Consider the following 26,606-nt stretch of genomic DNA (forward strand, 5'->3'; position numbering starts at 1 on the left):
CCAGGGAAGGCTGCGAAACGATCAGCTGCAACACCCTGGAGGGCTCCATGTACCGCTTTACACTCATCGCCCCCGGCCGCCGTCCATGATCGGCTGGCTGCGCAGCTCGTTGCCCGCGCGCGCCGGCCTGGCGGTGATCCTGATTGCCGTGCTGGCCCTGGCCAGCTCGCTCAGCGCCGGCCTGATCGCCTGGTTCAGCCAGGGCGATGCGGCGGCGATCAATACCGCAGGCTCGGTGCGCATGGAGACCTACCACCTGAGCTGGAAGCTCGCCGCCGGTGCCGAGCCTGCCGAGCTTGAGCGCATCCGCGACAGCCTGCAGCAACGGCTCAACAGCCCGGCCCTGCAAGCGGTGCTCGAAGACGGCAAGAACCTTGAACTGCAGGCCAGCTACCAGCGCTTGCAGGACTACTGGCAGCACACCCTGTTGCCAGCCTTGCAGCGCGGCGACGCCGCCACGTTTCAGGCCAGCACCCTGCCCTTCGTCAACCAGCTCAACCAGTTTGTCAGCCTGCTGCAGCGCCAGAGCGAGCATAAGCAGGGCTGGCAGCAAGTGATCCAGGGCGCGGCGCTGTTCACCACCATGATCGTCCTGCTGTTCGGCCTGTACGAGCTGCAGTACAACGTCATCACGCCGCTCAAGGAATTGGTCGACGCCACCCAGCGCTTTCGCCGTGGCGAGTTCCAGGCGCGGGTCAATCATCAGTCGGCAGACGAACTCGGCGAATTGGCCACCCGCTTCAACGCCATGGCCGAAACCATCGAACACTCGCACCGCACGCTGCAAAGCCAGGTGCAGCAAAAAACCCTCAACCTGCAGCAGGCCAATGCCGCCCTTGAGCTGCTGTACCAGAGCAGCCGCAGCCTGGCCACGCGGCTGGCCAACGCCGAGGGCCTGGATGAGCTAATCCGGCGCTTTCAGCAGCGCTTGCCGGGCCTGCGCCTGTCGCTGTGCCTGCAAGGCCAGTTGCAGGCCCCGGCCCAGCAACTGCTGGCCCTGCATGGCGCCGCCAGCCGCAAGATCTGCGCCAGCAGCGACTGCGCCAGTTGCCAGCGCCACCAGCGCACCCTGCGCCATACCTTCAGCATCAGCAACCAGGGCAGCACCCTCGGTGAATTGAAGGCGCACTTTATCGACGGCCACGAGCCGCAAGCCTGGGAAACCGAGCTGATCCAGGCCCTGGCCAACCTGATCGGCACCTCGCTGTCGCTCAAGCGCCAGCGCGAACAGGACCATCGCCTGGTGCTGCTCGAAGAACGCGCGATCATCGCCCGCGAGCTGCACGATTCGCTGGCCCAGGCGCTGTCGTACATGAAGCTGCAGGTCAGCCGCATGCAAACCCTGATGCGCCGTGGCGAGCCGGTGGCAACCCTTGAGAACGTCACCGCCGAGCTGCGCGAAGGCCTGAACAACGCCTACCGGCAGTTGCGCGAACTGCTCACCACCTTTCGCCTGCAGATCCATGACGCAGGCCTGGTGCAGGAACTCAAGGACACCGCCGAGGAGTTCTCCCGCCGGGGCGAGTTCCAGGTGCACCTGCACGTCGACAGCCTGGCCTTCGAGCTGTCGGCCAGCGAACAGATCCACATTCTGCAGATCACCCGCGAGGCGCTGTCCAACTGCCTGCGCCATGCCCATGCGCAGAACGCCTGGCTGCAATTGCGCCAGCACGGCGAGCAGGTCTGCCTGTCGATCGAGGACGATGGCCGTGGTTTCAGCGCCACCCACGACCTGCGCGAACACCACGGCCTGAACATCATGGACGAGCGGGCGCGCAGCCTGCGCGGCCAATTGCAGATTGTTGGCCGGACGCCGCAAGGCACCCGGGTACAGATGGAATTTCGCCCGGAATTTCTCGGGCACTTGAACGAAGGTAACCCTGCATGAACCCCTCCCCGCGCTACCGGATACTGCTGGTCGACGACCACCCGATGATGCGCCATGGCATTCGCCAGATGCTTGAACTGGAAGACGACTTCGAGATCGTCGGCGAGGCCAGCCACGGCGAACAAGCCCTGGCCCTGATCGCGCCGCTGCAACCTGACCTGCTGCTGCTGGACAACAACATGCCGCAGATGAACGGCATCGAAACCCTGCGCCATCTGCGCAGCCAGGGCTTTGCCGGCAAGGTGCTGCTGTTTACCGTGTCCGATGCCGAAGACGATATCCGCGCTGCCCTGCGCCTGGACGCCGACGGCTACCTGCTCAAGGACATGGAGCCGGAGCTGTTGATCCAGTACATCCGCGATGCCATGAACGGCGCCCTGGTGATCAGCCCGGGGCTGACCCGGGTCATGGCCCAGGCCCTGCGCTCACCGCCGCGCCAGGCCGACGTCGAGCTCACCGAACGCGAACGCCAGGTGCTGAAAACCATCGCCAGCGGCTACAGCAACAAGGTCATCGGCCACAAGCTGGGGATCACCGAAGGCACGGTCAAGGTGCATGTGAAGAACCTGCTGCACAAGCTCGGCCTGCGCTCGCGGGTGGAGGCGGCGGTGTGGGCCCTTGAGCATCTGCGCCACAGTGCCTGAGCCGGCGACTGCCCCTTTGGAGGTAGACCGGCAGAGGCATAGGCCGCCGGCGCCACGGGTTCTACCATAGGCGCCAGCGGAGGTACGCCATGCTGACCCACCCTTCTAGCGTTCTGCTTTTACGTCGCCATCACCTGTTCAGCCAACTGCCGGAGAAAGTCTTCGAAGCCGTCTGCAGCCTGGCCATGCTCCGGCGCCTGGGCTGTCATGACACGCTCATGCACCAGGGCGACCCGGCCAAGCGCTTCTTCTTGCTGGTCAGCGGCCAGATCAAGCTGTACCGGCTCAGCGCCGAGGGCCAGGAACACCTGGTGGAGATCATCCAGCCGGGCCAGACCTTTGCCGAGGCGCTGCTGTTCAGCCAGGCGCGCAGCTACCCGGTGACGGCCACGGCGCTCAAGGATTGCCTGCTGATCAGCATCGACGGCGGCCACTACCGCAATGCCCTGGAAGACCAGCCGCAGGTGTGCCTGGCGATCCTGGCGAACATGAGCATCCACCTGCACCAGCGCCTCAAGGACATCGACACCCTGACCTCGGCCAGCGCCAGCCGGCGGGTGATCAACTTTTTGCTGCAGGAGTGCGACCCGGACAGCGGCCGGCTCGAGTTGCAGGTGTCCAAGCGCCTGGTGGCCTCCAAGCTGGGGATCCAGCCGGAGACCTTTTCGCGCACCCTGCACCGCCTGGTGGAACGCGGCCTGATCGCCATGGAGCGGCGCAGCATCCAGATCCTCAACACCGATGATCTGGCCGGCTACACGGGCTAGCCCGCGCGCCGGCGCTGCCCAGAGCTTGCCGCCAGGCCCTTGCCGGCGCGTTCCAGGTTGCGCCACAACCACACCGGCAGCACCTCGGGGTCGAGGCTGTCGATCAGGTTTTTAAGGGTCAGGCCCAGCTCGGTGTCGCCCTCGATCACCAGGCGGCGGCGAAAGAACAGGGTGTCCGGGTCTTCCTGCCGGCTGGCCAGCAACAGGAACTCGCGCCAATTGCCACGAATGGTCACATCGGCCCTGGCCCGCTCGGCGATCTGCAGGCCCTCGCGGTTGCGGGTCAGGTACCAGGTCAGGTCGAGGTCAGGGATGCGCAGGCACAGCCAGCGCCCGCGCAACAGGTCGAACTCGCCGTCGCGCAAGGGCTCGGCCAGGCAGCGGTTGAGCGCCTGCTGCAAGGCCGCGCGCTGGATCACAAAGGGCACCTTGCGCACCAACGGCAGGACCTTGTCGGCGCCTTTGAGCAGCCATTTCGTACGGTTCAGCACAGGCCCACCTCCTCGACCCGCAACATGCCCGCCTGGCCATGCCAGTAGCCGTTGCAGCCGTCGACACAGAGCGGCGGCGCCTCGCCCTGGCGCACCCGGGCAAAGGCCTCGATCACCTCGGCCATGCCCTGGGCGCGCGGGCTCAGGCGCAGCAGGTCGGCGCCGCAGGCTTGCAACCCGGCATAGTCGGCCAGCAGGTTGGTGACTTCGGCGGACATGGTCTGGATGCCGTTGAGGGTGAACAGCGCCTGGCCTTCCTGGCTGCTCAGGGCCAGGCCATCGGGGTAGTTGATGCAACAGAACTGGCAGTCATCCTTGGGCCGGTTTTCCGCCCGCGCGGTAAAGCAGCGCGCCGAGTAAGCCAGCGGCAGGTGGCCATAGGCAAAGACCTCGACCTCGGGCAGTTCACGGCCCAGTTCAACGGCCTGGTCGAGCACCGCGCGAATCAGCGCCGCCGAGCACTCCACCGGCGGCACCCAGCGGATCATCCCGCACTCGAGCAGCCTGGCCAGGGCGTGGCCGTTGTAAAGGTTCAGCGCCGGCCCGGCCACGAACGGCAGCTTGCGCTCGGCCAGGTACTGCACCGCGCCCATGTCGTTGGCCTCCACCAGCAACTCGCCGTTATCGCACAGGCGGCGCAGGCTGGAGAGCTCGGACGCAGCTTCGATCAGGGTCAGGCTCGACAGCACGATCTGCGCCGGGCTGCAGGCCTGTAGCTCGCGGCCCAGGCCCAGCCAGTGGTCGAGGTTCATCGCCCGGCGTTTCGAGCAGACGGTTTCCCCCAGGTAAATCACATCCAGGGGCAAAGCCGACATTTCGCTGTAGAAACGCCCCAATTGTTCCTTGTCCCAGTAGTACAACACGGGTCCCAGGCTGAGCTTCATGTGCAGTCCCTCATTGCCATGATCGATGGTAAGCACCCAGGGTGGTCTGGCTGCCTTCGGACAAACCGGCCAGCACCTGGCGCCACTGCGCCTTGACCGTGAAGCGTTGCGGCGCCAGGCGGTGGGCGTCGAGCGCGGCGCGCCAGACCTGGGTGACCTGCTCGACATACGCCGGGCTGCGCTGACGGCCTTCGATCTTGACCGCCTCGACGCCCATGGCGGCGAGCTCTGGCAGCAGGTCGAGGGTGTCGAGGCTGGTGGGCTCTTCCAGGGCGTGGAAGCGCTTGCCGCCGACCATAAAGCGGCCCTTGCACAAGGTCGGGTAGCCGGCGGGTTCGTCAGCTTGATAGCGGTCGATCAGCACCTCGCTCAGGCGCGCGCTGAGGCCATCGGCATCTTCGCTCCAGCGCACCGCCTTGGCCGGCGAACACACGCCGCACAGGTTCGGCGACTCGCCGGTGATGTACGAGGACAGGTGGCAGCGCCCTTCGGCCATGATGCACAGGCTGCCGAAGGCGAACACCTCGATCGGTACTGTGGTGCTGGCAGCGACCTGACGCACCTGGGCCAGCGACAGCACCCGCGGCAGTACGGCGCGGCGGATGTTGTAGTGCCGGGCGTAAAATGCCAGGGCACTGGCGTTGGTGGCCGAGCCCTGGACCGAGAGGTGCAGGTTCAGTTGCGGGTGGCGCTCGGCTGCGTAGCCGAGCACCCCCGGGTCGGCGGCAATCAGCGCATCGACGCCATGGTCGGCGGCGCGGTCTACCGCCCGCTGCCAGCGCTCCCAACCCAGCGGCTGCGGGTAGGTGTTGACTGCGACATAGAGCTTGCGATTGTGCTGGCGGATATGGCCGACGGCGGCGTCGAACTGCTTGTCGTCCATGTTCAGGCCGGCGAAATGGCGGGCGTTGGTGTCATCGCGAAAGCCGACATACACCGCATCGGCGCCTTGGCGCACCGCGGCTTTGAGCGCAGGCAGGTTGCCTGCCGGGCAGACCAGTTGCATGGGTTTTCCTCATCAAAGAAACCTATCTCCACTGGCCTGCGCGGTTGACACAGGCCCGGAGCACTGGAAAAAGCGCTGCCAGTCTAGCCAGCGCCTCCAGCAGAACCTTGACGGCAATCAAGGCCACTCACTGCATCAGCTCGGCAAATGACAAAAACTGTACGCTGTCGTGTTTGTGCACCTGTTGCTCGCACTCCACCAGCGCCAGGCCGTCGGCCCAGCAGGCGGCGCTGAGCATCGCCGAACTTTGCTGCGGGTGCAGTTGCACGCTGGACTGGCCGTTGGCCTCGGGCAACAAGCGCGCCCGCAGGTACTGGCGGCGCTTGTTACGCTGCAGCCAGTCAAAACCGGCCGGCAGCGCCACGGGCTGTGGCAGCACGTCACGCACGCCCTGGGCGCGCAGCAGCAAGGGCCTTACCACCACCAGCGCAGTGATCAGTGCTGCGGCCGGGTTGCCCGGCATGCCGATCCACGGCCGCCCCGCCACCTCGCCAAAGGCCAGGGGCTTGCCCGGCTGGATCGCCAGGCGCCAGAAGTCAACGCTGCCCAGGTCCTGGATGGCTTGCTTGAGGTGATCTTCCTCGCCCACTGACACGCCGCCAGAAGTCAGCAGCAAGTCGCACTCGGCCGCCGCCAGGTTCAGCACGTGCTTGCTGGCCGCCAGCTCATCAGCCATCACCCCGTAGTCATGCACCTCCACGCCCCAGCCTTGCAACAGGGCCGTCAGGCAATAGCGGTTGCTGTTGTAGATCTGCCCTGCTGCCAGTGGCTGGCCGGGTTCGCGCAGCTCGTCGCCGCTGCTCAGCAAAGCCACGCGCAAGGGCCGATGGACCTCGACCCAGGCCAGCCCCGAGGCGGCCAGCAGGCCCAGCTCCTGGGCGCGCAGGCGCTTGCCGGCCTGCAGCAGCAGATGACCTTCGCGCACCTCTTCGCCGGCCTTGCGCACATGCGCGCCAAGGCTTGCGGCCGGCAGCCAGACCTGCTCGCCGTCAACCCGGCACAGCTCTTGCGGGGCCACCGTGTCGGCGCCTGGCGGCAAGGGTGCGCCGGTAAAGATGCGCAGCGCCTGGCCTGGCTGCAATGCAGTACTGGCCTGCTGGCCGGCAGCGATGCGCCCGGCCAGGGTCAGGCAACCGCCCGCCGCAGGCAGGTCGGCGGCCCTGAAGGCAAAACCGTCCATGGCGCTGTTATCCCAGCCCGGCAGGCTGCGCGGGGCGTGGATATCGGCCGCCAGCACCCGGCCCAGGGCCTGCTCCAGCAAAACCATCTGCGCCGCCGGTGGTGGTGGCGCCTGTTCGAGCAAATGGCGGATCGCCTGGTCGACCGGGATCAACTTGCCGCTGTCGCACACGCGCCCGCTCATGGCCGCGTCCCACAGGCGTCGATGGCCTGCTCGGATTGAGCCTTGAGATGCGGGGCGAAATTGCACGGACCGGTGCGGCTGTCGAGCTGGCTGTCGAGAATCTGCGTCCAGGCCGTGCGACAGGCGCCGGGCGAGCCCGGCACGCAGCACACCAGCACGCCATTGCTCATGCCGGCCAGCGCGCGCGACTGCAGGCTGGACATGCCGATTTCGGCCAGCGACACCTGGCGGAACAACTCGCCAAAGCCCTCGACGTGTTTGTCCAGCAACGGCAGCACCGCCTGCGGGGTGTTGTCGCGGGCGGTAAAGCCGGTGCCGCCGGTAGTCAGTACCACCTGCACCTTGGGGTCGGCGATCCAGCGCGAGAGCGTGGCGCGGATCTGGTAGATATCGTCCTTGACCAGGTCGCGCTCAAGCAGCACATGCCCGGCCGCCTGCAGCAGGTCGACAAGGGTCTGCCCCGAGCTGTCGGTATCAAAGTTGCGCGTGTCGCTGATGGTCAGCACAGCGATGTTCAGGGGTTCAAACGTGCGTTGCGCCAGATGGGCCATGGCCTGGGCTCCGGTGAGATAGGGATGGGCCCAAGCCTGAACCTAAAGCCTGGGCGAACCTATTCCTCCTTGGAGGTATCTCTTCGGGTTCAGGGCGCCAGGCGCTGGCGCGTCCATTGCCCGCCCTGATGGCGGTAGTCGAGGCGGTCGTGCAAGCGGTCGGCACGGCCTTGCCAGAACTCCATGCGTTCAGGCCTCAGGCAGTAGCCGCCCCAGTGCTCGGGGCGGCGCAGGGGTTGTTCGACGAAGCGGCGAATGGTCTGCGCGAGCATTGCCTGCAGCGCGTCGCGGTCGGCCAGCGGCCGGCTTTGCGGCGACGCCCAGGCGCCCAGGCGGCTGGCTTCGGGGCGCGAATCGAAGTAGGCATCGGACAGCTGCGGGTCAAGCCGCGCCACCGGCCCTTCAATGCGAACCTGGCGCTCCAGCCCCGGCCAGAAGAAAGTCATCGCCGCATAGGGATTGGCTGCCAGTTCCTGGCCCTTGGCACTCTGGTAGTTGCCGAAGAAGGTAAAGCCCTGCTCGTCAACGCCCTTGAGCAGCAATACCCGGCAATGCGGGCGGCCAGTGGCGTCAACCGTGGCCAGGTGCATACTGTTGGCCTCCACCGGCTCGCGCTCGGTTTCGCGGGCCTGTTGCAGCCACTGGGCAAAGAGGCTCAGAGGCTCCAGCGGCGCTTCGGCTTCCTGCAGGCCACCGAGGGTGTAGTTGCGACGCATCTGGGCAAGGGACAACGGCATGGCGATGATCTCCTGGTTAAGTGTGCGCAGTCTGTAAGCAGCGCCCCGCCCGCACCTTGACCGCCATCAACGCCAGCGGCGTTACTTGAGGCGCAAGCGCCTGGCCAGTTTGTGCAGGTTGCTCGGGTCGAGCGCCAGCAGCCGCGCGGCGCTGGCCCAGTTGTCGCCGCTCAGGCGCAGGGCCTGGGCAATGGCCTGGCGCTGGCAGGCGTCGACGGCTTCGCTCAGAGAACTGAACGCCAGCGCCGGTGGTGCCCCCTGGTCTGCCACTGGCGCGGCTGCCGGCGCACTGTCGAGGTCGAGCACCTGCGGCTCCAGGGTAATGATCAGGTTGCGGCTGCCCTCGCGGCTCAGTTGCTTGAGCGCGGCGCGGCTGATTACATGCTCAAGCTCGCGCACATTGCCCGGCCAGTGGTAAGCCAGCAGCGCCCGCTCGGCCGCCGGCGACAGGCGCAAACCGCGCAGGCCCAGGCGGGTGCGGTTGAGCTCAAGGAACTGCCCGGCAATCATCAACACATCGTCGCCGCGCTCGCGCAGCGGCGGGATCGGCAGCGGATACACCGACAGGCGATGGTAGAGGTCGGCGCGAAACAGACCGTCGCGGATGCTGTCGGGCAAGTGCCGATTGGTCGCGGCGATGATGCGCACATCCACGTGCAGCGGCTTGTCGGCGCCCAGGCGCTGGATCTCGCCGTTCTGCAACGTGCGCAGCAGCTTGGCCTGCACGCTCAACGGCAGTTCGCCGACTTCATCAAGAAACAGCGTGCCACCGTTGGCCGCATCGAAGCGCCCGGCGCGGTCGCTGCTGGCGCCTGAAAACGCACCTTTGACATGGCCGAACAGCTCACTCTCGGCCAGGGACTCAGGCAAGGCCGCGCAGTTGACCTGGATCAGCGGCTTGTGGCGGCGCCGCGATAAACCATGCAAGCGGCGGGCGAACAGCTCCTTGCCGACCCCGGTCTCGCCCAGCAGCAACACTGGCAGTTCGGCGTCGGCGAGCAGTTCGATCTCGTTGAGCAACTGCTGCAGCACCGGGCTGTGGCCAAGAATCTCGCTCGCTTCCAGCGGCGCACGCAGGTCCTGGGGTTCGCTGCGCGACAGGCGCAGGCTGCGGTTTTCCTGCTCCAGGCGGGTCACCCGCAGGGCCGCTTCGATCTGCAAGGTGCAGCGTTTGAGTTCATCGCGGGCAGCGCTGTCGAAGGTCCCGGGGCGCAGTGCATCGAGGGTAATCGCGCCCCAGACCTGACCCTCGACATACAGGCTCACACCCATGCAGTCGTGCACGGCCAGGGGTTCGTGCACGGCGCTGTCGAGCAGGCCATCGTAAGGGTCCGGCAGGCGGCTGTCGGGTTCGAACCAGGTCGGCTCGCGCGAAGCCATGATCGCTGCCAGGCGCGGATGCCGGGCGATCACGAAGCGCCGGCCGAGGGCTTCGTGGACCAGCCCGACGCTGGCCTGCGGGCGCAGGCTGTCGCCCTCCAGGCGCAACAGCCCGACCGCGCCGCAGTTGAAGTACTCGCGCAGGGTTTGTACCAGGCGCTGCAAGCGCACGGCATTGGGCAGTTCGACGATCAGGTCGGCGGCCAGGCTTTCACGCAGCATGGTAGTTATTACCCTCTATGGTTATCGCTACCCGCAGGCAGGCGGGTAGATTTCACCACAAGCCCGGCGCCAGACCTTGATTTCGGGCAAGTAAAGCTGGCATGGGCGATGCAATCACCCTGGGACACTTTGCCAGCAGAGCAGGCCCCCTGATGAACCCGACCGAACTGATCGCCCATATCCTCACCCGCTACCACGATCGTCACCGTGAGCAACTGCCGGAACTGATCCGCCTGGCCCGACGCGTCGAGCAGGTCCATGGCGGCCACGCCCAGTGCCCCAACGGCCTGGCCGACCACCTGCAGGACATGCAGCAGGAACTTGAAGGGCACATGCTCAAGGAGGAACAGGTGCTGTTCCCCCTGCTACAACGGGGCATGGGTCGCCAGGCGGGTGCGCCGATCCAGGTGATGCGCATGGAGCACGACCAGCATGGTGAGGCGCTGGAGCGTTTGAGCTTGCTGACCGACGACATCAGCGCGCCGGAAGGTGCCTGCAACACATGGCGTACCCTGTACCGTGGGCTGGCGGAATTTCGCGAGGATTTGCTGCAGCATATTCATCTGGAGAACGATGTGCTGTTCGTTAAAGCCCTGGCTTGACGCACTGGCCTCATCGCGGGGCAAGCCCGCTCCTACAAATGGGTCTGTGTACGCCAAACCTGTGGGAGCGGGCTTGACCCGCGATCGAGCGCGCAGCAGTTGTAATCCAGGCAAGGGCCCGCCTGAGTACGGCGCAGGCTAATGCCAATAGAACATCGCCTTGGCCAGTACCACGATCACCAACATATGGCCAAGAATGCTGCAGCGAATCCAACGCGCACGCCCCTCGCTCAAGCGTCCGCGCTTGAGCCAGTACGCCAGCAACAGGTAATGGCCAATGATGCTCAGGGCCAGGACGATCTTCAGGCTCAGCAGGCTGGCAAAGCTGCTGGCCAGCGGCTGGCTCAGCGCCGCGCGGTGATGCCAGGCCAGGCCAAGCCCCGCGCCGTACAACAACAGCACCACACCATGCAGCACCTTGCGTGAACGCACCGACAGCGCCTGGTCTACCCCGGCCAGCGCCGCAGCCGGCACGTGGCGGCGCGCCGCCTGCCAGATGAGCAGTTCAAAAAACAGCGTGCCGATAAAGGCGATGGCTGCCAGTAGATGAACCACCAACAAATACGGATACAGCATCCTTCGCCTCCAGGCGCTTAACCAGGGTGCCCGTCGACCCGGGCGCGCAACAGCATCGGCGCATAGCGCCAGGCATACAAGGCAAACGCCAGCACCCAGCACACGCCCGCCAGCCACAAACCGCCCAGCGGCAGCCACAGTACCAGCAACACCCGGCTGACCCCGGCCAGATTGAGCAGGATGAACGCCAGGGTCATCCCCGCCGGCGGCTGCAACGCCCGCCCGGTATGGCCAAGGCTGACCCGGGCGATCATCGCCAGGATCAACCCAGCCATGGCGCCGATGGTCAGGCAATGCACCGCCAGGCTCGGATTCAGCGCCACGCCGAAATGCCACAGGGCCATGCCCAGGCAGGCCAGCACCAACCAGGCATAGGCCAGGTGCAGCGACCACAGCAGCGGCACCCGCCACAGCCCGTGGTCATACCAGCGCCACAGGCGTAGCCCGTGGCCGCACGCCAGGGCAGCAAACAGCGCGCCGATCCCGGTATTGGTGGTCAGCGCCGGCCCCGCCGCATACAACAGCGCCACCAGTGCCGAACCCGCCAGCAGCAGCCCGTCGAGCCACGGCCAGGGCACTACCGCCGCGGTGCGGCCCAAGCCGCGCTGGGTGAAGAACGGAATCACCCGCCCGCCAATCAGGCCCATCATCGCCCCGACCAGCCAGATGCCGCCGAGCACGCCCTGGCGCTGCCAACCGTCGTGCTCTTGCACCAGGCCATACACCGACAGGCCATCGACCGCCGTCAACAGCAGCAACACCATCACGATCGGGTAATTGCGTTTTTGCCGCACCTGCCACAGGGTGCGCCCCATCAGCACCGCCACCAACAGCGGGAAGCCCAGTTCCAGCAGCGCCAGCAACGGCCAGGGCGCATTCACCAACCATGCTACTCGCCCGGCCAGCCAGAGCAACGCCAGGCCGGCCAGCGGCTTGCCGCTCAGGCCCGGCTGGCCGGTCCAGGTCTGCACCGCCGTGAGCACAAAGCCGGCAATGATCGCCAGGCCAAAACCGAACACCAGTTCATGCCGGTGCCAGGCCAGCCAGCCGCCGGCCGGCTGCCAGTTGCCCAGGGTGCCGTTCAGGGCCGCCAGCCACAGCGGTATCGCCAGCACTGCCAGGACACAGCCCGCGAGGAACAACGGGCGGAACGCCAGGCGCAACAGCGGCGCGATGGCCAGCGCTTTACGCCGATCAAGTACTTGCATCAAGCCTCTCCTTACCTTGTTCCCGACAGCTCAGCGTGACCCGTCGGACTTGAGCAAGGTAGTGCAAGAGCCATGCCCCTCGCGGTTTGCGGGGCGCGGGCTCGGCCATGGGCTGAATTCGGGGTAACAATGACCCTGCCATGGTTGTTTCTACCCTTGTCATCCAGGGTATTTTCGACCCTCAAAAGAATAGTTGGCCAGGCTCAAAGACCGGCATCGTGATCGACCCATTGCTGCTGTTCGAACAGCTGGCAGATGGCATCCACGTTCACCCGCCCGGCGGGCAATATGCTGATGTGGCGCGCCGAGACCTCCACCAGCCCTGTCCGGCGCATGGCCTCCAGCTGGCGCCAGGCACTGGCGAAGTACTGGCGAAAATCCACGCCGTAGCGGGCCTCGATGGCCTCGATATCCAGCTCCAGGTCACAGGCCAGGCGCTCGCTGACGCCCTGGCGCAGTTGCTCATCGGCCTCGCAGCGCCAGCCGCGGCACGTAGGCAACTGATCGTTGCGCAACGGCTGAAGGTAGTGCGTCAGGGTCAGGGCGTTCTGCGCATAGAGCGCGTCGAACTGGCTGATCGCGCCCAGGCCCAGACCGACATGGTCGCAATAGCCGTGACGGGTAAACCCCTGGCAATTGCGCCGCAGGCGCCCGCGCTCCTGGGCGATCGCCAGGTCGTCGTCGGCGCGCACGAACTGGCCCAGGCCGATGTGTTGGTAACCTGCAGCCAGCAACTGGGCAAAGCACAGGCGCCGCATCAGCGCTTTGTGCTGCTCGCTGCAGGGTGCCTGCCGGGCACATTGGGCGTAGCGCGCCGGCGGCTGGCTGTAGTCGAAAACTTGCAGGCGGTCGGGCTCAAGCTCGATCAGGGTGGCAAGCTTGCGGGCAAAGCTGTCCGGGGTCTGCCAGGCATGGCCATAGCCGAGGTCGACACTCACTGAGCGAAAATCAAAGGTGCGCGCGGCATCGATCAGTGAATGGATCGGCGCCGGGTTCTGCCAGTCGGCAGCCGACAGCACACCGCCCTGGCCACAATCGGGCACACCGATACTGACCTGGTTGAAACCCAGGTCGCGCAACAGCCCCATGGTCGCCCACCGGGTGTGGTGCAAATCGACTTCAACAGCGTAGTCACCCAGTTCGTGTGGCAAAAAACTGAAGCGTTGGCGCAGTTGCTCCATCAACCGCTGCAACACCTCAAGGCCTGGAGTGGCACCGCTCAACCGGAACTGCTCGATGCTCTGGTCGGCCCCCAGGTGGCAGCCGACCAGGGCGATCTCCCGTTGCAGGCCGCGCAGGTAGGCGTCCTGCTCCAGCTCATCGAGCCCGGCCGCCAGTTGCACGCTTAGCGACAATGGCCGGTGCTGCTTGCGGCTCGCGCGCAAGGCGCGCAACACGTCCAGCGAACCGATGCCGGTGTGGAACCTGCGGGTATCGGCATGCCCGCCGGGCTCGCCCGGCCATTGCCCGTGCACGCTGACGGGCTGCGGGTGGCGATGGTGTAAATCAGGCATGGCGGGCTCCCAGGCGGGCTGCGGAGCCTCAGTGTCTGCCCTGAGCGGCGCACAGGCCTTGATTTGCATCAAGCGCGGCGCGGGGCGCACGGCTATGACTCATCATCGACCGCCAGGCCGCGGCGCGCCTCGAGCAAGGTCCTGGGCAAGGCAAACCCGGCGAAACTGCGCTGGGTCACCGGGTTGTTGGCCTTCTGTACCTCGACCCGGTAGCGCATCAGGCCATCGGCGACGGCAAAGGTCAGATCGACGCTGGTGTCGGTGCGGCCGTTGAGCTGGGCGCGGCTGAGCAGGCGAAACAGCGACCAGGGCCCACGATAGCTGAGGCTGGCGGTGTTACCGCTGCTGTTCACCAGCGTCAGCTGGCTGGCACTGGCACTGCCCAGGTCATTGGGCCAGACCAGCCCGGTGCGCTGCGGCGCGCCATGGCGGTACGGGACCAGTTGGCCATCGATGCTCAGCAGGCTGCTCAGGCGACTGCTGCTCAAGGCCAGGGGTTCGATGCTCAATTGCACTGCCAGGTGGCCGCGGTTGTTGAAGAAGGTGTCACGGATGCGTTCGGCATGCTGCAGTTGCTCCAGCACATCGCTGCGCACCAGGTAGCCACCCAGGGCATCGGAGTACAGGGCGTCGAGGTTGTCCTTGAGGAATACGCTCAGGTACTGGTCCTGAAACTGTTGCAAGCGCCCCTTGGGGCCGAAGAAGCTCTCGAAGTCTTCCAGCGAGGCATCCTCGCCAGCAGGCCTGAACGGGTAACGATTGGCCAGGCGCTCATGGTAGAAACTGTAGACCTCGCTGTCCCAGCGCTTTTCCAGCTCGCCCAGAGCGGCGATCATCAACACCTGCGCGGTCTGGTCGGCAAGCTTTCTGGCCTGCTGGTTGAGCGGTTCGGGCAAGCCGGCGGCGATCCGCTGCAGGTTGGCAATCGGGTCGGCGGCGCCCAGCGCGAAGCGCTGCAACACCGCTTTCAATGCCGCCTTGCCCGGGTCGGGGCTGTCGTGCACAGCCTTGGCGTAGTCGTACACCGCACTGACCGCACGCAGGGTTTCTTCATAGTAGGACGGCCGGTCAGCCTGGGCCGTGATCAACTCCGTCAGGCCGGAAAATGCCCGGCGGATCGCCACCGCCTGGGGCGGCCCATCCGTAGCCATTTGCGCACCGGCTAGCGGCTCAACTTCGGCCACCGGCAGCGATGCAAAGATCACCGTATTGTCGCGCAGGGTTTCCAGCAGGCGGCGCACCGGTGCGCCAGGCCCGGTCACCTGCTCCAGCACCGCCACGCCGTGGCCCAGGTCACGAAAATCGACGATCGAAACCTGGCTCAGTGCCCGGCGCCAGCTGTCCACATAGTCGGCGTGGTACAGGGCGCGAACGCGCTGGCCGAGCACCTCGCGGTCATGTTCGGAGTAATCCAGGCGCTGACGCTCGCCGAGTACCCATTGGTCGATCATTGCCAGCTCGATGAGGTTACGGCTACCCGACTCGAAGTAAGCCTTGTAGCCTTTGGCCGTGAGCAGCGGAGCCAGTAACAGGCTGTCGCCCTCACTGGCGGACGGCACCTGGTAGATGATGTCAAAGGCCGGGCCCACTTCGCTGCGCAGGTCCAGCGCCGGCTGCAGACGCGCCTGCGCCTGGCGCTTGAGAGCCAGATAAACCCGCTCGGCCATGGGCCGCTGACGCAAGGCCTGTTGCACCTGGGCGATTTTTTCGTGGTGCTGCGCCAGATCGGCGTCGGCGTACTTCAGCGCGTAGTCGAGGTGGCGCATCAGGTCGGCTTGCACCTGCCCCTGACCGGGGTAGGCGCGCTGCCATTGCCGAGCTGCCCACTGCTCGACAATGGCCGCCTGGCGATTGCCTCGATCTTCAATCATGCGGTACACGCGCAACGCCTGCAGTTGCTCGTCACTGCCGGTAGGCGCGGCGAAGACAGCTTCCAGGGCGCGGCTGGCGATGGCCGGCAAAAAGCGCTTGGACAGCAGCTTGAGGTAGGCTTCGTCCACCGTCGGGCCAATCTTCTTGCCCTGGTACAGGCCCATGTCGGACAGCAGCGGCCAGGCCTGACGATAGTCGCCGTACACCGACACCGCGTCACGAATCTGGTCCAGCGGCGCCAAAAGATTACGGCCAGTGGTGTCGACCTTGGCATCGATATCCCGTGCACTGAACTCCTGGCTTTTGGCCAGGACGCTGGCCGCCTTGTCACGGTTGACGCTGAAGTACAGCTGCCACAGCCCCACCGCCAGCAAGCAGCCCAATGAAGCGACGGCAAACCCGGCAAGCAACAGCCGGCGCTTGCTGCGGGCGACCTTGATGTTGTCGCCGGCCAGCCCCGCCTCCGGGTAGATGACGCGCTGGAACAGCTGCTGGGCGAAATAGACCACCTTGCCGCCGGCAGGCTTTACCTCGGCTGCCGGCGACGGCAGTTGATAGGATTTGCCGGCCTCGTCGACGAAGGCGTTGCTCAGCGTACCCTGCTGGTACACCGAGGAAAAGTACACCCCCCGTACCAGTGCCGGCGTGGTGAAGCGGTCGCTGCCGAGCATCTCGGCGAAAAAACCCAGCAGTGCCGGACGCAGGCCGGATAACTGGCGCACCAGCGCCACCAGCCGCTGACGCTCGCTCAACGAATGGGCCTGGGCGCAACTGTCGAATACCTGCGCCCCCAGAAGCTCGACAAACCTGTCGTAACGGCTGGCCAGCTCTTGCTGCCAGGCATCGAAGTCGTCCACTGCCGCCAGGCTGAAGGTGAAGCCCAGCAATGCTTCACGCCCGCTCGGCGAAAGCCGGGCAAAGCACTCTTCGAAACCTTCCAGCAGGTCGACCTTGCTCAGGGTCACGTACACCGGCAGGCGGGTGCCCAACTGCCGGGTCAGTTCATACAAGCGTGTGCGCAGCAGGTTCGCCTGGGCCTTGCGCTGCTCCGGCGCCTGGGTCAGCAAGCTTTGCAGGTCAATCACCAGCACCACGCCATTGAGGGCGCGACGGCTGCGGGTGCGGGCCAGCCAGTCGAGCAGGTGCAGCCACAGCCGCTGGTGAGTACCGACGGGGAGCCCCTGCTGAACGCTGTCTTCGCCCTCGGCACTGGCTTGGTGGGGCAATGGCCCTTCAGGCTGGCTGAGCAGTTCGCCCGGCGGGTCGAACAGCACTGCCTCGTCCCCTATCCACCAGTCGATCGGGTACGCCAGATCGGGATCCTGCTGGGCGCTGGCGCCCGCGCGGGTGACCTGAGACAGGGCGAAGCTCTGGTTGGAGCGGGTAATCAGGCTGGTCTTGCCGGCATTCTGCGCCCCGAGCACCAGGTACCAGGGCAGTTGGTACAGCGAGCGGCGGCGCTCCATGTTGTTGAGCAGGTGATCAAGGCTGCGCGCCAACGCCCGCTCCTGGGCCTGCACATGGGGCAGGCAGGGGTCGGCCTGGCGCGCCGCCTGCTGTTGGCGCTCGGCCTGAAACGCCTGGTATCGCCGGCGTACCCGCCAGGCCCAGGCCAGCAGCGGCGCTACCAGCACCACGACACTGGCCGCCACGCGCATGGGCAGTGGCGCCAGCGGTCGATGGTCATTCCAGACCAGTTGCGGGCCCAGCCACCAGATTGCGCCCAGCACCAGCAGCACGCCCAGCAGCACCAGCAACGTCAGTGACCGGTTGAACTGGCGCAGCATCGGCAGCCGCCAACGCTTGAGGTGACTCCAGACCCTATCCATATTTTCGCTACTCCTTGACTGCAGTGATCAGCGGGTCGGCGCCAGAGCGCTGTGCCACCTTCAGGTACAACTGTGGCTCCCAGCCCTGTGCGCTGGTCTCGCGCATCATCCGGGCAACGCCGGCATACAGATCGTCCGCCAGCCACGCCAGACCGCGGGCGGCCAACAGGTCGGCGGCAATCACCGTGGCATAGCAGCGCTGGCGTGGGGCCTGCTGCTCGGCTTGCAGTTCCTGCAAGCGCAACAGCACGACCTCGACGCCTTCACGATCAAGCTGGGTAATCAGTTCATCGCGCAGCCCGGCGAACTCCTGCACCGGGCTGTGCGCCGCCTCGGGCTGATCGGCGCCGCTGATCCAGGCCAGGGTCTGGGCATCGGCGAACGGCGTGCCGTCGCTGAAGCACAAGCTGGTCAAACCCGGTAATCGGCAGGCGAAGCGTTCGCAGGCCTGGCGAATGGCACCCGCCACTTCGTCCATGGCCAGGCGCGAAGCCACGCTGGCCGCCAAAAAGCTGCCGCGCAACCAGTAGGGTGAGGCGCCAACACTGCGCTCGATGCGCATCAGCAACGCGGGCTCGACGTTGTTGGCGGCCAGGGCGTCGTGGTAGCTGTCGACGATATCCCGGGGCACCGCGCTGAGTTCGCTGCGCCGCTCGCGGGTGACCGACGGCGCGGTGCGCACAGGGGTCCACAAGGCGAAGCGCCGCAACTGATAGCCCACCGGGTCGTAGGGGTCCTGCTGGTTGATCTGTTCAGCCATGTTCAGCAAGGCCCGGCGCTGTTCACGCTCATTGCCCACCGGCGCCGTGCTTGCGAAGAACGCCGGGCTCAGGCCGGCATCGGCAGCTACCGCGCGACCTGCCGGGGCCGGCAGGCAGCGTTCGCGGTACTTGCCCAGTTGCAATTGCAGCGCTTCGATCGCTGCGGGCTCGAGCCGCGTGGTTTCGATGCCGTCCAGCAAGCTGGCCAGGGCCTGTTCGGCGTCGGCCTGGTGAACCTCGGCAAAGCTGCTACGCTGCAGGCTCGGCAGGGCCTGGCCGAGCCCCTCGAGCAGGCGCAGCACCTGCTTGCGCTTGTTCAGGTAGCCGGTCGGCCCTGGCACCGGGTGAGCACTGTCCCAGTAATGCTCGACCATACCCGCCAGCAGCGTCAGGGCAGCGCTCCAGTGCCCCCACTCTGCGGTGCGCAGCCACACCACCTGCAGATGGCCGAGAATGCGCAGGTGCTTGCACTGAGTGGCAAGGTACTGACGCGAGGCTTCATCGATGTATGGCCAGTCGATAGTGTTCTCGCGCAGGCCGCCCAGCTTGACCATTTCCTGGTCGATGGCCTGGAAGGTTTCATCTTCCACATCAAAATAACCGGCGGGCCGGTCGGCCTCGATGGGCGCCAACAACTGCGTGAGAGCGCCGGCCGGGAGGTCGATCACCAGCGACATAGCTGGCGCTCCTGCTCGATCAGCTCACCCAAACCTTGCGCATCGAAAACCAGCCCGTCCAGTGCCGGGTAATCGCTTTTCACCCTCAGGCGCTGGCCGCCGCCCATGCGCCGCAGCAGGGCAATGGCTTGCAGCCCGCGCCCGGCGTCAACCACCAAACCGGCATCGTCGAGTACTTGCCACGGGTAGGCATCGGCCACCGGCTGGCCGTCCTTGAGCAGTTGCAGGCGGATACGGTTGGGCCCGGGCGGCTCATCCAGCACCAGTTGCACCCGGGAAATATTCGCCTCGCAGCTGATCGCAAGGTAAGGCCGCGGCGGCGCGACGCCCAGCGCCGGCGCGGAAATGATCATCCGCTGGCGGCTGTCATCATCGGCTTCGGGCCAGAGCGATGCGAGGAAGCGAAAGTCGTCCGCGGCGCGGCGCTGCTCATTGCGCTGCACCAGGTCGACGACAGCCGGTACCAGGCCTACCCGCGAAGCCGGGCTCGCCACCGGCGCCGGGCCCGGTGGCGTACCGGCGGCTTCGTCGAAACAGGCCAGGCGCTTGAGCGGCGAAACGATCGAGGTGCAGTCCGGCGCCGCCAGCGCACTGGCTGGCAGCAATACCGCTACGCACAGGCCCAGCCACCTGTATTGCCACTCCTTGCCCATAGCGCCCATCGCCACTCCTCAGTTGCAACTCATGCAAGTTTGCCGATAGTTGTTCAATCGAATAAAACGCATTTAAAGCATCACTCAATTAAAAAATGAAATGCAAGCTGCAACAGGTAAAAAATCAGCAAATCGCCAAATACAGGAAGAGCAAGTAAGAAATATAAACACAGTCTTAAACGCAAATCAGAACATTGGCGAATTGTCCTACGCATTAATCAGAACATTTTAGGAAACATCCGACATGACAAAGGGTATTGGATCCATTCCTAATATAAATGACCTACAGCCTGAAATGGATATTCCCATGTCTAAAATGCACGGTTCCGTCGCCCCCAAAGAGCGCATCAATATCAAATATGTGCCCGCTACCGGTGATCAGCAGGCAGAAGTCGAACTGCCGCTGAAACTGCTGGTCACCGGGGATTTCCTGGGCCGCGGCGATACCTCGAGCCTCGAGGAGCGCCGCCCGGTGCGCATTGACAAGGACAGCTTCAACGCCGTGCTGGCCGAGGCTGAGGTGGGTTTACAGATGGCAGTACCGTCAACACTGTGCGCCGACCGCGACAATGACTTGAACGTGCACCTGCACTTTCGCTCGATCAATGACTTCGGCCCGGATGCCATCGCCCGGCAAGTACCGGAGTTGAACAAATTGCTGCAACTTCGCGAAGCACTGGTCGCCCTTAAAGGGCCGATGGGTAATGTACCGGCCTTTCGCAAGCACTTGCAAAGCCTGCTCAGTGACGAAGCCACTCGCCAGCGCCTGGCCCAGGAACTCGACCTGGTCCTGGATGCAACAAATACGGTTACCGACGCATAACAACCGCGCAACTAACACTGACTCCCCCTACCCTGCATCCCAGTTATGAACGGAGAACCCACCATGCCCAAGGAAAGCGCTGCAGCCCAGGTCCTGACGACCGATGAACACGCCTCGCTGCTCGATCAACTACTGGCCAACACCACGATCCGCCCTGCCCAGGAAGGCTACGCCATCGCCCGCCAGGGGGTGGCCGCCTACATCAGCGAGATCCTGCAAAGCGGTGATCACCAGCAACCGGTGAACAAACACCGGGTCGACCAGATGATCAGCGAAATCGACCAGGCCTTGAGCCGGCAAATCGACCAGATCCTCCACCAGCCGCAGTTCCAGCAACTGGAATCGGCCTGGCGCGGTTTGAAGCTGCTGGTCGATCGCACGGATTTTCGCGAGAACATCAAGCTCGAGGTGTTGCATGTCACCAAGGAGGAGTTGCTCGACGACTTCGACAATGCCGGCGACATCACCCGCAGCGGCCTGTACAAGCACGTCTACAGCGCAGGCTTCGGCCAGTTCGGTGGCGAGCCGGTGGCAGCGATGATCGGCAACTACACCTTCGGCCCGTCGTCGCCGGATATCAAGTTGCTCGGCTACGTGGCAGCGGTTGGCGCCATGGCCCATGCGCCGTTCGTGATGGCCGCAGGGCCTGAGTTTTTCAACCTCAAGAGTTTCCAGGAGCTGGCCGCGGTCAAGGAAGTCAACGACATCTTCGAAGGCCCGGCGCATGCCAAATGGCGCGGTCTGCGGGACATGGAAGACGCCAAGTACCTGGCCGCGACCCTGCCGCGCTTTTTGTTGCGCTCGCCCTGGCACAGCACCGAGAACCCGATTCGCAGCTTCTGCTACGACGAGGGCATCGACGCCAATCACGATCACTACCTGTGGGGCAACACGGCGTTTTTAATGGCTTCGCGCATCACCGAAAGCTTTGCCCGCTACCGCTGGTGCCCGAACATCATCGGCCCACAATCAGGCGGTGCGGTCGATGACCTGCCGGTGCACCTGTTCGAAGCCATGGGCCAGTTGCAGGCCAAGATCCCCACCGAAGTGCTGATTTCCGATCGCAAGGAATTCGAGCTGTCCGAAGCCGGCTTCATCCCCCTGACCATGCGCAAGGACAGCGACAACGCGGCGTTCTTTTCGGCCAACTCGGTGCAAAAACCCAAGACCTTCCCCAAGACCCGCGAAGGCCAGCAAGCGCAGACCAATTACAAGCTGGGCACCCAGCTGCCCTACCTGTTCATCGTCAATCGCCTGGCCCATTACATCAAGGTGCTGCAACGCGAGCAGATCGGCAGCTGGAAGGAGCGCCAGGACGTCGAGCGCGAACTGACTACCTGGCTCAAGCAATACGTTGCCGACCAGGACAACCCGTCTGCCGACGTACGCAGCCGCCGGCCCTTGCGCGCCGCGCAGATCGAAGTCCAGGAGGTGGCCGGCAACCCGGGCTGGTACCAGGTCTCGCTGGCGGTGCGCCCGCACTTCAAGTACATGGGCGCCAACTTCGAGATCTCGCTGGTTGGCCGCCTGGACACCCAGTAGATGAGCGTCAACAGCCTGTTCGAACGCCTCGAGCCCGACGCCCCGCACTACCGCCCGGGCACGGCGCAGAGCCAGGCCCGGCAGGCGATCGAAGCGATCAAGCGGCACCTTGAACAGATGCTCAACGCCCGCCAGGGCTGCTCGCAAAGCAGCCCTGAACTGGGCCTGCGCGATTTCAACGGTGCCGCCCAGGGCAGCAACGACCTGCTGATCGCCATCAGCGCCGACATTCGCCGCTCGGTCGAGGCATTCGAGCCGCGGATCAAGGTCACCGGTGTGCGTTATCAGCCTGACCCGGACCTGCCGCTGGAGCTCAACTTTCGCCTCGACTGCCAGGTACGGCTCGAGCACAGGGAAGAACAGGTGCAACTGGAAGTGGCCATCCATGGCCACGACGGCTACACCCGGGTGAAGTGAGAAGACCATGAGCTTGAAACAACGCTTTGCCGATGAACTGCGTTACCTGCGCGAGCTGGGCCGCGAGTTTGCCGAAGACAACCCGCAGCTGGCGCAGTTTCTCGGCGATCAGGCCGGCGACCCGGACGTCGAGCGCCTGCTGGAAGGCTTCGCCTTTCTCACCGCCAAGCTGGGCATGAAGATCGACGACGACCTGCCCGAGCTGACCCATCCGTTGCTGCAGATGCTCTGGCCCAACTACCTGCGCCCACTGCCCAGCGCCACCATCGTGTGCTTCGAGCCGCGGCCTGACGCGATCACCCGGCGCAAAGTGCTGCCCAAGGGCACGCGGTTGTTCGCCAAGCCCGTGGATGGTGTGTCGTGCGAGTTTCGCACCTGTACCGAAGTCAGCCTGTTCCCCCTGGCCATGCAGGAGGTCAGCGATGCGCACAGCCGCGAGACCTCAATGCTGCGCATCGATCTCAAGGTGCTGACCCCGCAACCGCTCAACAGCCTGGAGTGCGAGCAACTGGATTTTCACCTCAGCGGTGACGACGCCACGGCCCAGACCCTGTACCTGTGGATTGCCCACTACCTGAAACGCCTGACCCTGCATATCGATGGCAACACCTACGGGCTGTCGGCCGAGAACATCGGCTTTCCCGGGTTCAGCGCCGAAGAGGCGCTGCTGCCCTACCCGCGCAATGTCTTCGACGGCTACCGGATACTGCAGGAGTACTTCGTCTTCCCCCAGCGTTTTCACTTCTTCAGCCTCACTGGCCTTGCCCGGGTATGGCCGGCGCTGAGCTGCGGGCAGATTCGCTTCGAGTTCGAATTCTCCCGGCCCATGCCGGCCAACATGCGCCTGTGCACCCGCGACCTGCAGCTGTACTGCGCACCGGCGGTCAACCTGTTCAGCCACGATGCCGAGCCCATTGCCCTCGACGGACGCCAGCTGGAGCGGCGCATCCGGCCTGCGGGCAAGCACCCTGAAGCGTATGAGGTGTTCAGTGTCGACCGGGTGGCCGGCTGGGATGCCAGCGACAAGGAACGCCAGGGCGAGCCACTGCGCACTTTCACCCCTTTCGAGTCGTTCCAGCACGAGATCGAACTCGCCCGCGGGCGCACCGCCCTGTACTTTCGCACCCACATCGAAGAATCCCATGGCCGTGATGGCCTGATCCATCGCATCGCCTTTGTCCGCGGCGACGAGAGCCTGTACATCGGCGAGCGCGAAACCGCCTCGATCGAGCTGACCTGCAGCAACCGCGACCTGCCCCAGGCCCTGGGGGTCGGCGATCTGTCGTTGTCGACCGAGGCGACACCTTCGTTCGCCACCTATACCAACCTGATCGCGCCGACCCGCGCCTACCGGCCGGTACTCGACAGCAGCCTGCACTGGACGCTGATTTCCAACCTGTCGCTCAACTACCTGTCGCTGCTGTCGGCCGAGCCGCTCAAGGCGGTGATTCGCGCCTACGACTTTGCCGCCCTGCATGACCTGCAGCAGGCCCGGGCCACACGCAAGCGCCTCAATGGCATTGGAAAGGCCCAGACCTGCGCGGTCGACTGGCTGATGAAGGGCCTGCCGGTGCGCGGCCTGCAGACCTGCCTGCACCTGGACCAGCAGGCCTTTCTCTGCGAGGGCGACCTGTACCTGTTCGCCAGCGTGTTGTCACGCTTCTTTGCCCTCTACGCCAGCATCAATTCCTTCCATCGCCTGGAAGTGATCAACACCACCAACAACGAGCACTATGAATGGCCACTGTTGACCGGCAGGCAACCCCTGATCTAGCCCAAGCGCTGCTGGCCGACGCCCGCAACTATTCGTTCCATCGCCTGCTCGAGCACCTGCACGCCCTGCACGGCGACGACCTCGAAGCGCTGCCTGCGGCCCTGGCCACGCGCCGCCGGGTTCGCCTGCAGAGCCAGGCCAGCCTCGGCTTTCCGGCGTCCGACGTAACCCAGGCGGGCGTGCTGGCCGACGACGGCAGCGGCAACCAGCGTTATCGGGTACAGACCAGCTTCTTCGGCCTGCAGGGCAGCGACTCGCCCCTGCCCGCCTACTACCTCGACCGCCTGGCTTACGAGCAGGCCCAGGAGCGCGGGATTCGCCCGGCATTCCTGGACTTTTTCAATCATCGCCTGCTGACCCTGCTGCACCAGAGCTGGCGCAAGTACCGCTACTACATCCGCTTCCAGCCCGGGGCCCGCGACCGTTTTTCGCGTTATGTGTTTTCTCTGATCGGCCTGAACGACAACGACCTGCGGGGTGCTACGCCCTTGCCCTGGGGCCGCCTGCTGAGCTTTGCCGGGCTGATCGCCAGCCGCAGCCGGCCGCCGTCGATGGTGTCCGGCATCGTCGAGCATTGCTTCGATGTACAGGGCGTCTACCTACGTGAGTTCGAACGGCGCACCGTGCCCGTGCCCTCGCGCCAGCGCCTGGTGCTGGGCGAGCGCAACGGCCAGCTGGGCAACAGCTTCGTGCTCGGCGAGCGCACCCGGACCCGCGCCAGCAAGTTCACCCTGGTGATCCCCAACCTGTCCCAGGCGCGCTTTCGCCAGTTTCTGCCCAGTGGTACGCAGTTCGCCCGCCTGCGCCAGTTGCTGGAGTTTCTGCTGCGCGACGTGACCGCCTACGATCTGGAGCTGCACCTGTGCGCAGAGGACGTACCGCCGTTCAACCTGCAGCGCCAGGGCGGTACCCACCTGGGCTGGACCAGCTTCATCGAGAACCAGCAACAGCGCCACCCTGCCGTGGTACGGATCAGGGGGCGCGCATGAAGCTGACCCTGGTGATCGGCAATCCGGCGCAGCTGCTGCATGGCTGCCTGCCCAGCCGGGGCATGGATTACCGCGGCGGCCTGATCGGCAGCCACGGCTGCGACTGGCTGCTGCGTGACCGCTCTGGCCGCGTGCGCCCGCAGCACTGCCGGATCCACTGGCATGAAGGCCGCTTCTGTGTCACCGACCTGTGCGACGGCACTTACCTCAATGGCCATGACCTGCCCCTGGGCCGCGGCGCCACCGTTCGCCTGAACGAAGGCGACTGGCTTAAGGTCGGTGTCTACCGGATCGTCGTGCACCTGCACAGCGCTGCCTGTACCGACGATGACCCACGCCACCTGAGCCAGCGTTCGCTGGCCGAGCTGCTCAGCGGGCACGAGGACGGCCTGGAGGACTGGCACGCCAATACCCGCCCGCTGCAGCCAGCGCCTGTGCCTGCCCCGGCCTTGTGCGCGGATTTCGATCGCCTGTGCCGGCCACTGGATCCGCGCGAACAGCACGACCCGTTGCTGGGCCTGGGCGCACCGCCGTCGATACCGCTGGCAACAGCCCATCGCCAGCCCGCACCCAACCACCGCCACCCGCCTGTTGCGCGTGGCAGGAAACACCCGGCAGCGACCAGCTCACTGCGCCTGGGACTGTTGCTGCTGGCAGCCCTGACCCTCGGCGGCTGCACACTGCTGGGCAAGCTCGGCCAGGTGATCGTCGACCCTTCGACGCCGGTGGGCGGGCCCGGTGATCAACCCAGCTACTACTCGCTGAGCCTGCACGCCAGCGATGACGTCAACCGCCGCCTGGTCAACCCCGGCAACGCGCCAATGGCCGCCGAACACCCCGCCGAGGCGCCCTACCGCCTGGACATCAAGGCCAGCAGCCCCCAGGCCCTGGCAGACAAGCTGCAAGCGGTGCTCGAGCATCTGTACGAAAACGCCCCGGCGCAATCACCCGTGCGTGAAGAACCTGCGCCTGAACCCCAGGCGTCCTGGGTCGAGGAGTCACCCCTGGGCGATTACCAGGCTGCCGGCGTCCACCTGGCTACCTCGGCACAGCACCTTGCCCCGCAACTGATTGCCACGCCGGTGGCGTTCAGGGTCCTGCAACTGAGCGACGACTCGTTGCTGATCAGCGCCAGTGCCCAAGCCCTGGCGCTCGACCTGAAACACGCCCTGGGCAGCACCTATATCCGCGTCGACGACTACCTGTTGCGGCCCGGCCAGTTCAAGTTCATCGACCCACAGCCCCTTGATGAGCAGACGCGCTTCGTCGCGGTGATCGCCGACTACCACAACGAGGAGGTCAGCCAGTGGAAGCAGCTGCTGCGCGTCGAACCCAAGGGCCGGCGCTACGCGCTGCTGGTCGAGCTTGGCCAGGCGCAAGTCGAGCTCAAGGGTGAAACCCGATGACGCCAGCTTGCGCCCCTTACCTTCAGAGAG

22 protein-coding genes and 1 pseudogene are annotated in these 26,606 nt (G+C 65.4%); 10 read left to right on the forward strand and 13 right to left on the reverse strand.

From position 1 onward, the window contains the following. The first annotated feature begins 85 nt into the window (after positions 1 to 85). The 3 genes from LOY22_RS15060 (at position 86) to LOY22_RS15070 (ending at position 3,299) form a co-directional block, all read left to right on the forward strand. A complete protein-coding gene (locus LOY22_RS15060; RefSeq protein ID WP_258593756.1) occupies positions 86 to 1,888 on the forward strand; it encodes a HAMP domain-containing protein in 1,803 nt (600 codons plus the stop codon). Then, positions 1,885 to 2,532 carry a two-component system response regulator NarL gene (gene narL / locus LOY22_RS15065; RefSeq protein ID WP_093381868.1) on the forward strand — a complete coding sequence of 216 codons (648 nt, stop codon included), beginning with the start codon at positions 1,885 to 1,887 and terminating at the stop codon, positions 2,530 to 2,532. Before LOY22_RS15060 ends, narL begins: the two co-directional genes overlap by 4 nt. A gap of 89 nt (positions 2,533 to 2,621) precedes the next feature. Continuing rightward, entirely contained in the window at positions 2,622 to 3,299 is a 678-nt protein-coding gene (locus LOY22_RS15070; RefSeq protein WP_258593757.1) for a Crp/Fnr family transcriptional regulator, read from the forward strand. Here the strand turns inward: LOY22_RS15070 and LOY22_RS15075 are convergent. The 7 genes from LOY22_RS15075 to norR all read right to left on the reverse strand — a co-directional run bounded on the left by LOY22_RS15075 (position 3,296) and on the right by norR (position 9,933). Continuing rightward, the gene (locus LOY22_RS15075) at positions 3,296 to 3,790 is read right to left on the reverse strand and encodes an SCP2 domain-containing protein (protein WP_258593758.1); all 495 of its coding nucleotides are present in this window, start codon (positions 3,788 to 3,790) and stop codon (positions 3,296 to 3,298) included. The genes LOY22_RS15070 and LOY22_RS15075 overlap by 4 nt on opposite strands. After that, positions 3,784 to 4,674 carry a U32 family peptidase gene (locus LOY22_RS15080; RefSeq protein ID WP_045197999.1) on the reverse strand — a complete coding sequence of 297 codons (891 nt, stop codon included), beginning with the start codon at positions 4,672 to 4,674 and terminating at the stop codon, positions 3,784 to 3,786. Before LOY22_RS15080 ends, LOY22_RS15075 begins: the two co-directional genes overlap by 7 nt. Before the next feature lie 10 nt (positions 4,675 to 4,684). Then, on the reverse strand, positions 4,685 to 5,680 hold the full coding sequence (locus tag LOY22_RS15085) for a peptidase U32 family protein (RefSeq protein WP_093381865.1): 996 nt from the start codon (positions 5,678 to 5,680) through the stop codon (positions 4,685 to 4,687). 127 nt (positions 5,681 to 5,807) lie between these two features. Continuing rightward, positions 5,808 to 7,043 (reverse strand): gephyrin-like molybdotransferase Glp, encoded by a 1,236-nt coding sequence (gene glp, locus LOY22_RS15090; RefSeq protein ID WP_258593759.1) that lies wholly within the window; start codon positions 7,041 to 7,043, stop codon positions 5,808 to 5,810. Then, positions 7,040 to 7,594, reverse strand: a complete 555-nt coding sequence (gene moaB / locus LOY22_RS15095) for a molybdenum cofactor biosynthesis protein B (RefSeq protein ID WP_093381863.1) — start codon at positions 7,592 to 7,594, stop codon at positions 7,040 to 7,042. The genes glp and moaB overlap by 4 nt, the downstream gene beginning before the upstream one ends. 89 nt (positions 7,595 to 7,683) lie before the next feature. Next, positions 7,684 to 8,331, reverse strand: coding sequence for a pyridoxamine 5'-phosphate oxidase (pdxH, locus tag LOY22_RS15100; protein WP_093381862.1), 648 nt, complete (start codon positions 8,329 to 8,331; stop codon positions 7,684 to 7,686). An 81-nt stretch (positions 8,332 to 8,412) separates the two neighbouring features. Then, the gene (gene norR / locus LOY22_RS15105; RefSeq protein WP_258593760.1) at positions 8,413 to 9,933 is read right to left on the reverse strand and encodes a nitric oxide reductase transcriptional regulator NorR; all 1,521 of its coding nucleotides are present in this window, start codon (positions 9,931 to 9,933) and stop codon (positions 8,413 to 8,415) included. A 167-nt stretch (positions 9,934 to 10,100) separates the two neighbouring features. Between norR and LOY22_RS15110 the strand changes: the two are divergent. Beyond that, positions 10,101 to 10,535, forward strand: a pseudogene (locus LOY22_RS15110) (hemerythrin domain-containing protein); the annotation flags it as partial. A 138-nt stretch (positions 10,536 to 10,673) separates the two neighbouring features. Here LOY22_RS15110 and LOY22_RS15115 read toward each other — a convergent pair. The 6 genes from LOY22_RS15115 to vasI all read right to left on the reverse strand — a co-directional run bounded on the left by LOY22_RS15115 (position 10,674) and on the right by vasI (position 19,634). Further along, positions 10,674 to 11,111, reverse strand: coding sequence for a hypothetical protein (locus tag LOY22_RS15115; RefSeq protein WP_093381857.1), 438 nt, complete (start codon positions 11,109 to 11,111; stop codon positions 10,674 to 10,676). 17 nt (positions 11,112 to 11,128) lie between these two features. Next, entirely contained in the window at positions 11,129 to 12,319 is a 1,191-nt protein-coding gene (locus LOY22_RS15120) for an NnrS family protein (RefSeq protein WP_258593761.1), read from the reverse strand. Positions 12,320 to 12,522: 203 nt separating this feature from the next. Continuing rightward, positions 12,523 to 13,833 (reverse strand): coproporphyrinogen III oxidase, encoded by a 1,311-nt coding sequence (locus LOY22_RS15125; RefSeq protein ID WP_258593763.1) that lies wholly within the window; start codon positions 13,831 to 13,833, stop codon positions 12,523 to 12,525. Positions 13,834 to 13,925: 92 nt separating this feature from the next. Continuing rightward, complete coding sequence (gene tssM, locus LOY22_RS15130) at positions 13,926 to 17,534, reverse strand: type VI secretion system membrane subunit TssM (RefSeq protein WP_258593765.1); 3,609 nt, start codon at positions 17,532 to 17,534, stop codon at positions 13,926 to 13,928. Positions 17,535 to 17,541: 7 nt separating this feature from the next. Continuing rightward, positions 17,542 to 18,972, reverse strand: a complete 1,431-nt coding sequence (gene tssA / locus LOY22_RS15135) for a type VI secretion system protein TssA (protein WP_258593767.1) — start codon at positions 18,970 to 18,972, stop codon at positions 17,542 to 17,544. Beyond that, positions 18,960 to 19,634 carry a type VI secretion system-associated protein VasI gene (gene vasI, locus LOY22_RS15140; protein WP_249744425.1) on the reverse strand — a complete coding sequence of 225 codons (675 nt, stop codon included), beginning with the start codon at positions 19,632 to 19,634 and terminating at the stop codon, positions 18,960 to 18,962. Before vasI ends, tssA begins: the two co-directional genes overlap by 13 nt. 298 nt (positions 19,635 to 19,932) lie before the next feature. On the opposite strand from vasI, the gene tssB reads away from it, so the two are divergent. The 6 genes from tssB (at position 19,933) to tssJ (ending at position 26,576) form a co-directional block, all read left to right on the forward strand. Next, entirely contained in the window at positions 19,933 to 20,448 is a 516-nt protein-coding gene (gene tssB / locus LOY22_RS15145) for a type VI secretion system contractile sheath small subunit (RefSeq protein ID WP_045197973.1), read from the forward strand. Positions 20,449 to 20,511: 63 nt separating this feature from the next. Continuing rightward, positions 20,512 to 21,990 carry a type VI secretion system contractile sheath large subunit gene (tssC, locus tag LOY22_RS15150; protein WP_045197971.1) on the forward strand — a complete coding sequence of 493 codons (1,479 nt, stop codon included), beginning with the start codon at positions 20,512 to 20,514 and terminating at the stop codon, positions 21,988 to 21,990. Further along, positions 21,991 to 22,407 (forward strand): type VI secretion system baseplate subunit TssE, encoded by a 417-nt coding sequence (gene tssE, locus LOY22_RS15155; RefSeq protein WP_258593768.1) that lies wholly within the window; start codon positions 21,991 to 21,993, stop codon positions 22,405 to 22,407. It abuts the gene before it with no gap. 7 nt (positions 22,408 to 22,414) lie between these two features. Continuing rightward, a complete protein-coding gene (tssF, locus tag LOY22_RS15160) occupies positions 22,415 to 24,181 on the forward strand; it encodes a type VI secretion system baseplate subunit TssF (RefSeq protein ID WP_093381841.1) in 1,767 nt (588 codons plus the stop codon). Next, a complete protein-coding gene (gene tssG / locus LOY22_RS15165; RefSeq protein ID WP_093381839.1) occupies positions 24,145 to 25,170 on the forward strand; it encodes a type VI secretion system baseplate subunit TssG in 1,026 nt (341 codons plus the stop codon). Before tssF ends, tssG begins: the two co-directional genes overlap by 37 nt. After that, positions 25,167 to 26,576, forward strand: coding sequence for a type VI secretion system lipoprotein TssJ (tssJ, locus tag LOY22_RS15170; protein WP_258593769.1), 1,410 nt, complete (start codon positions 25,167 to 25,169; stop codon positions 26,574 to 26,576). Before tssG ends, tssJ begins: the two co-directional genes overlap by 4 nt. The last annotated feature ends 30 nt before the right edge of the window (positions 26,577 to 26,606 follow it).

Source organism: Pseudomonas sp. B21-035 (assembly GCF_024748945.1).
Taxonomy (GTDB): domain Bacteria; phylum Pseudomonadota; class Gammaproteobacteria; order Pseudomonadales; family Pseudomonadaceae; genus Aquipseudomonas.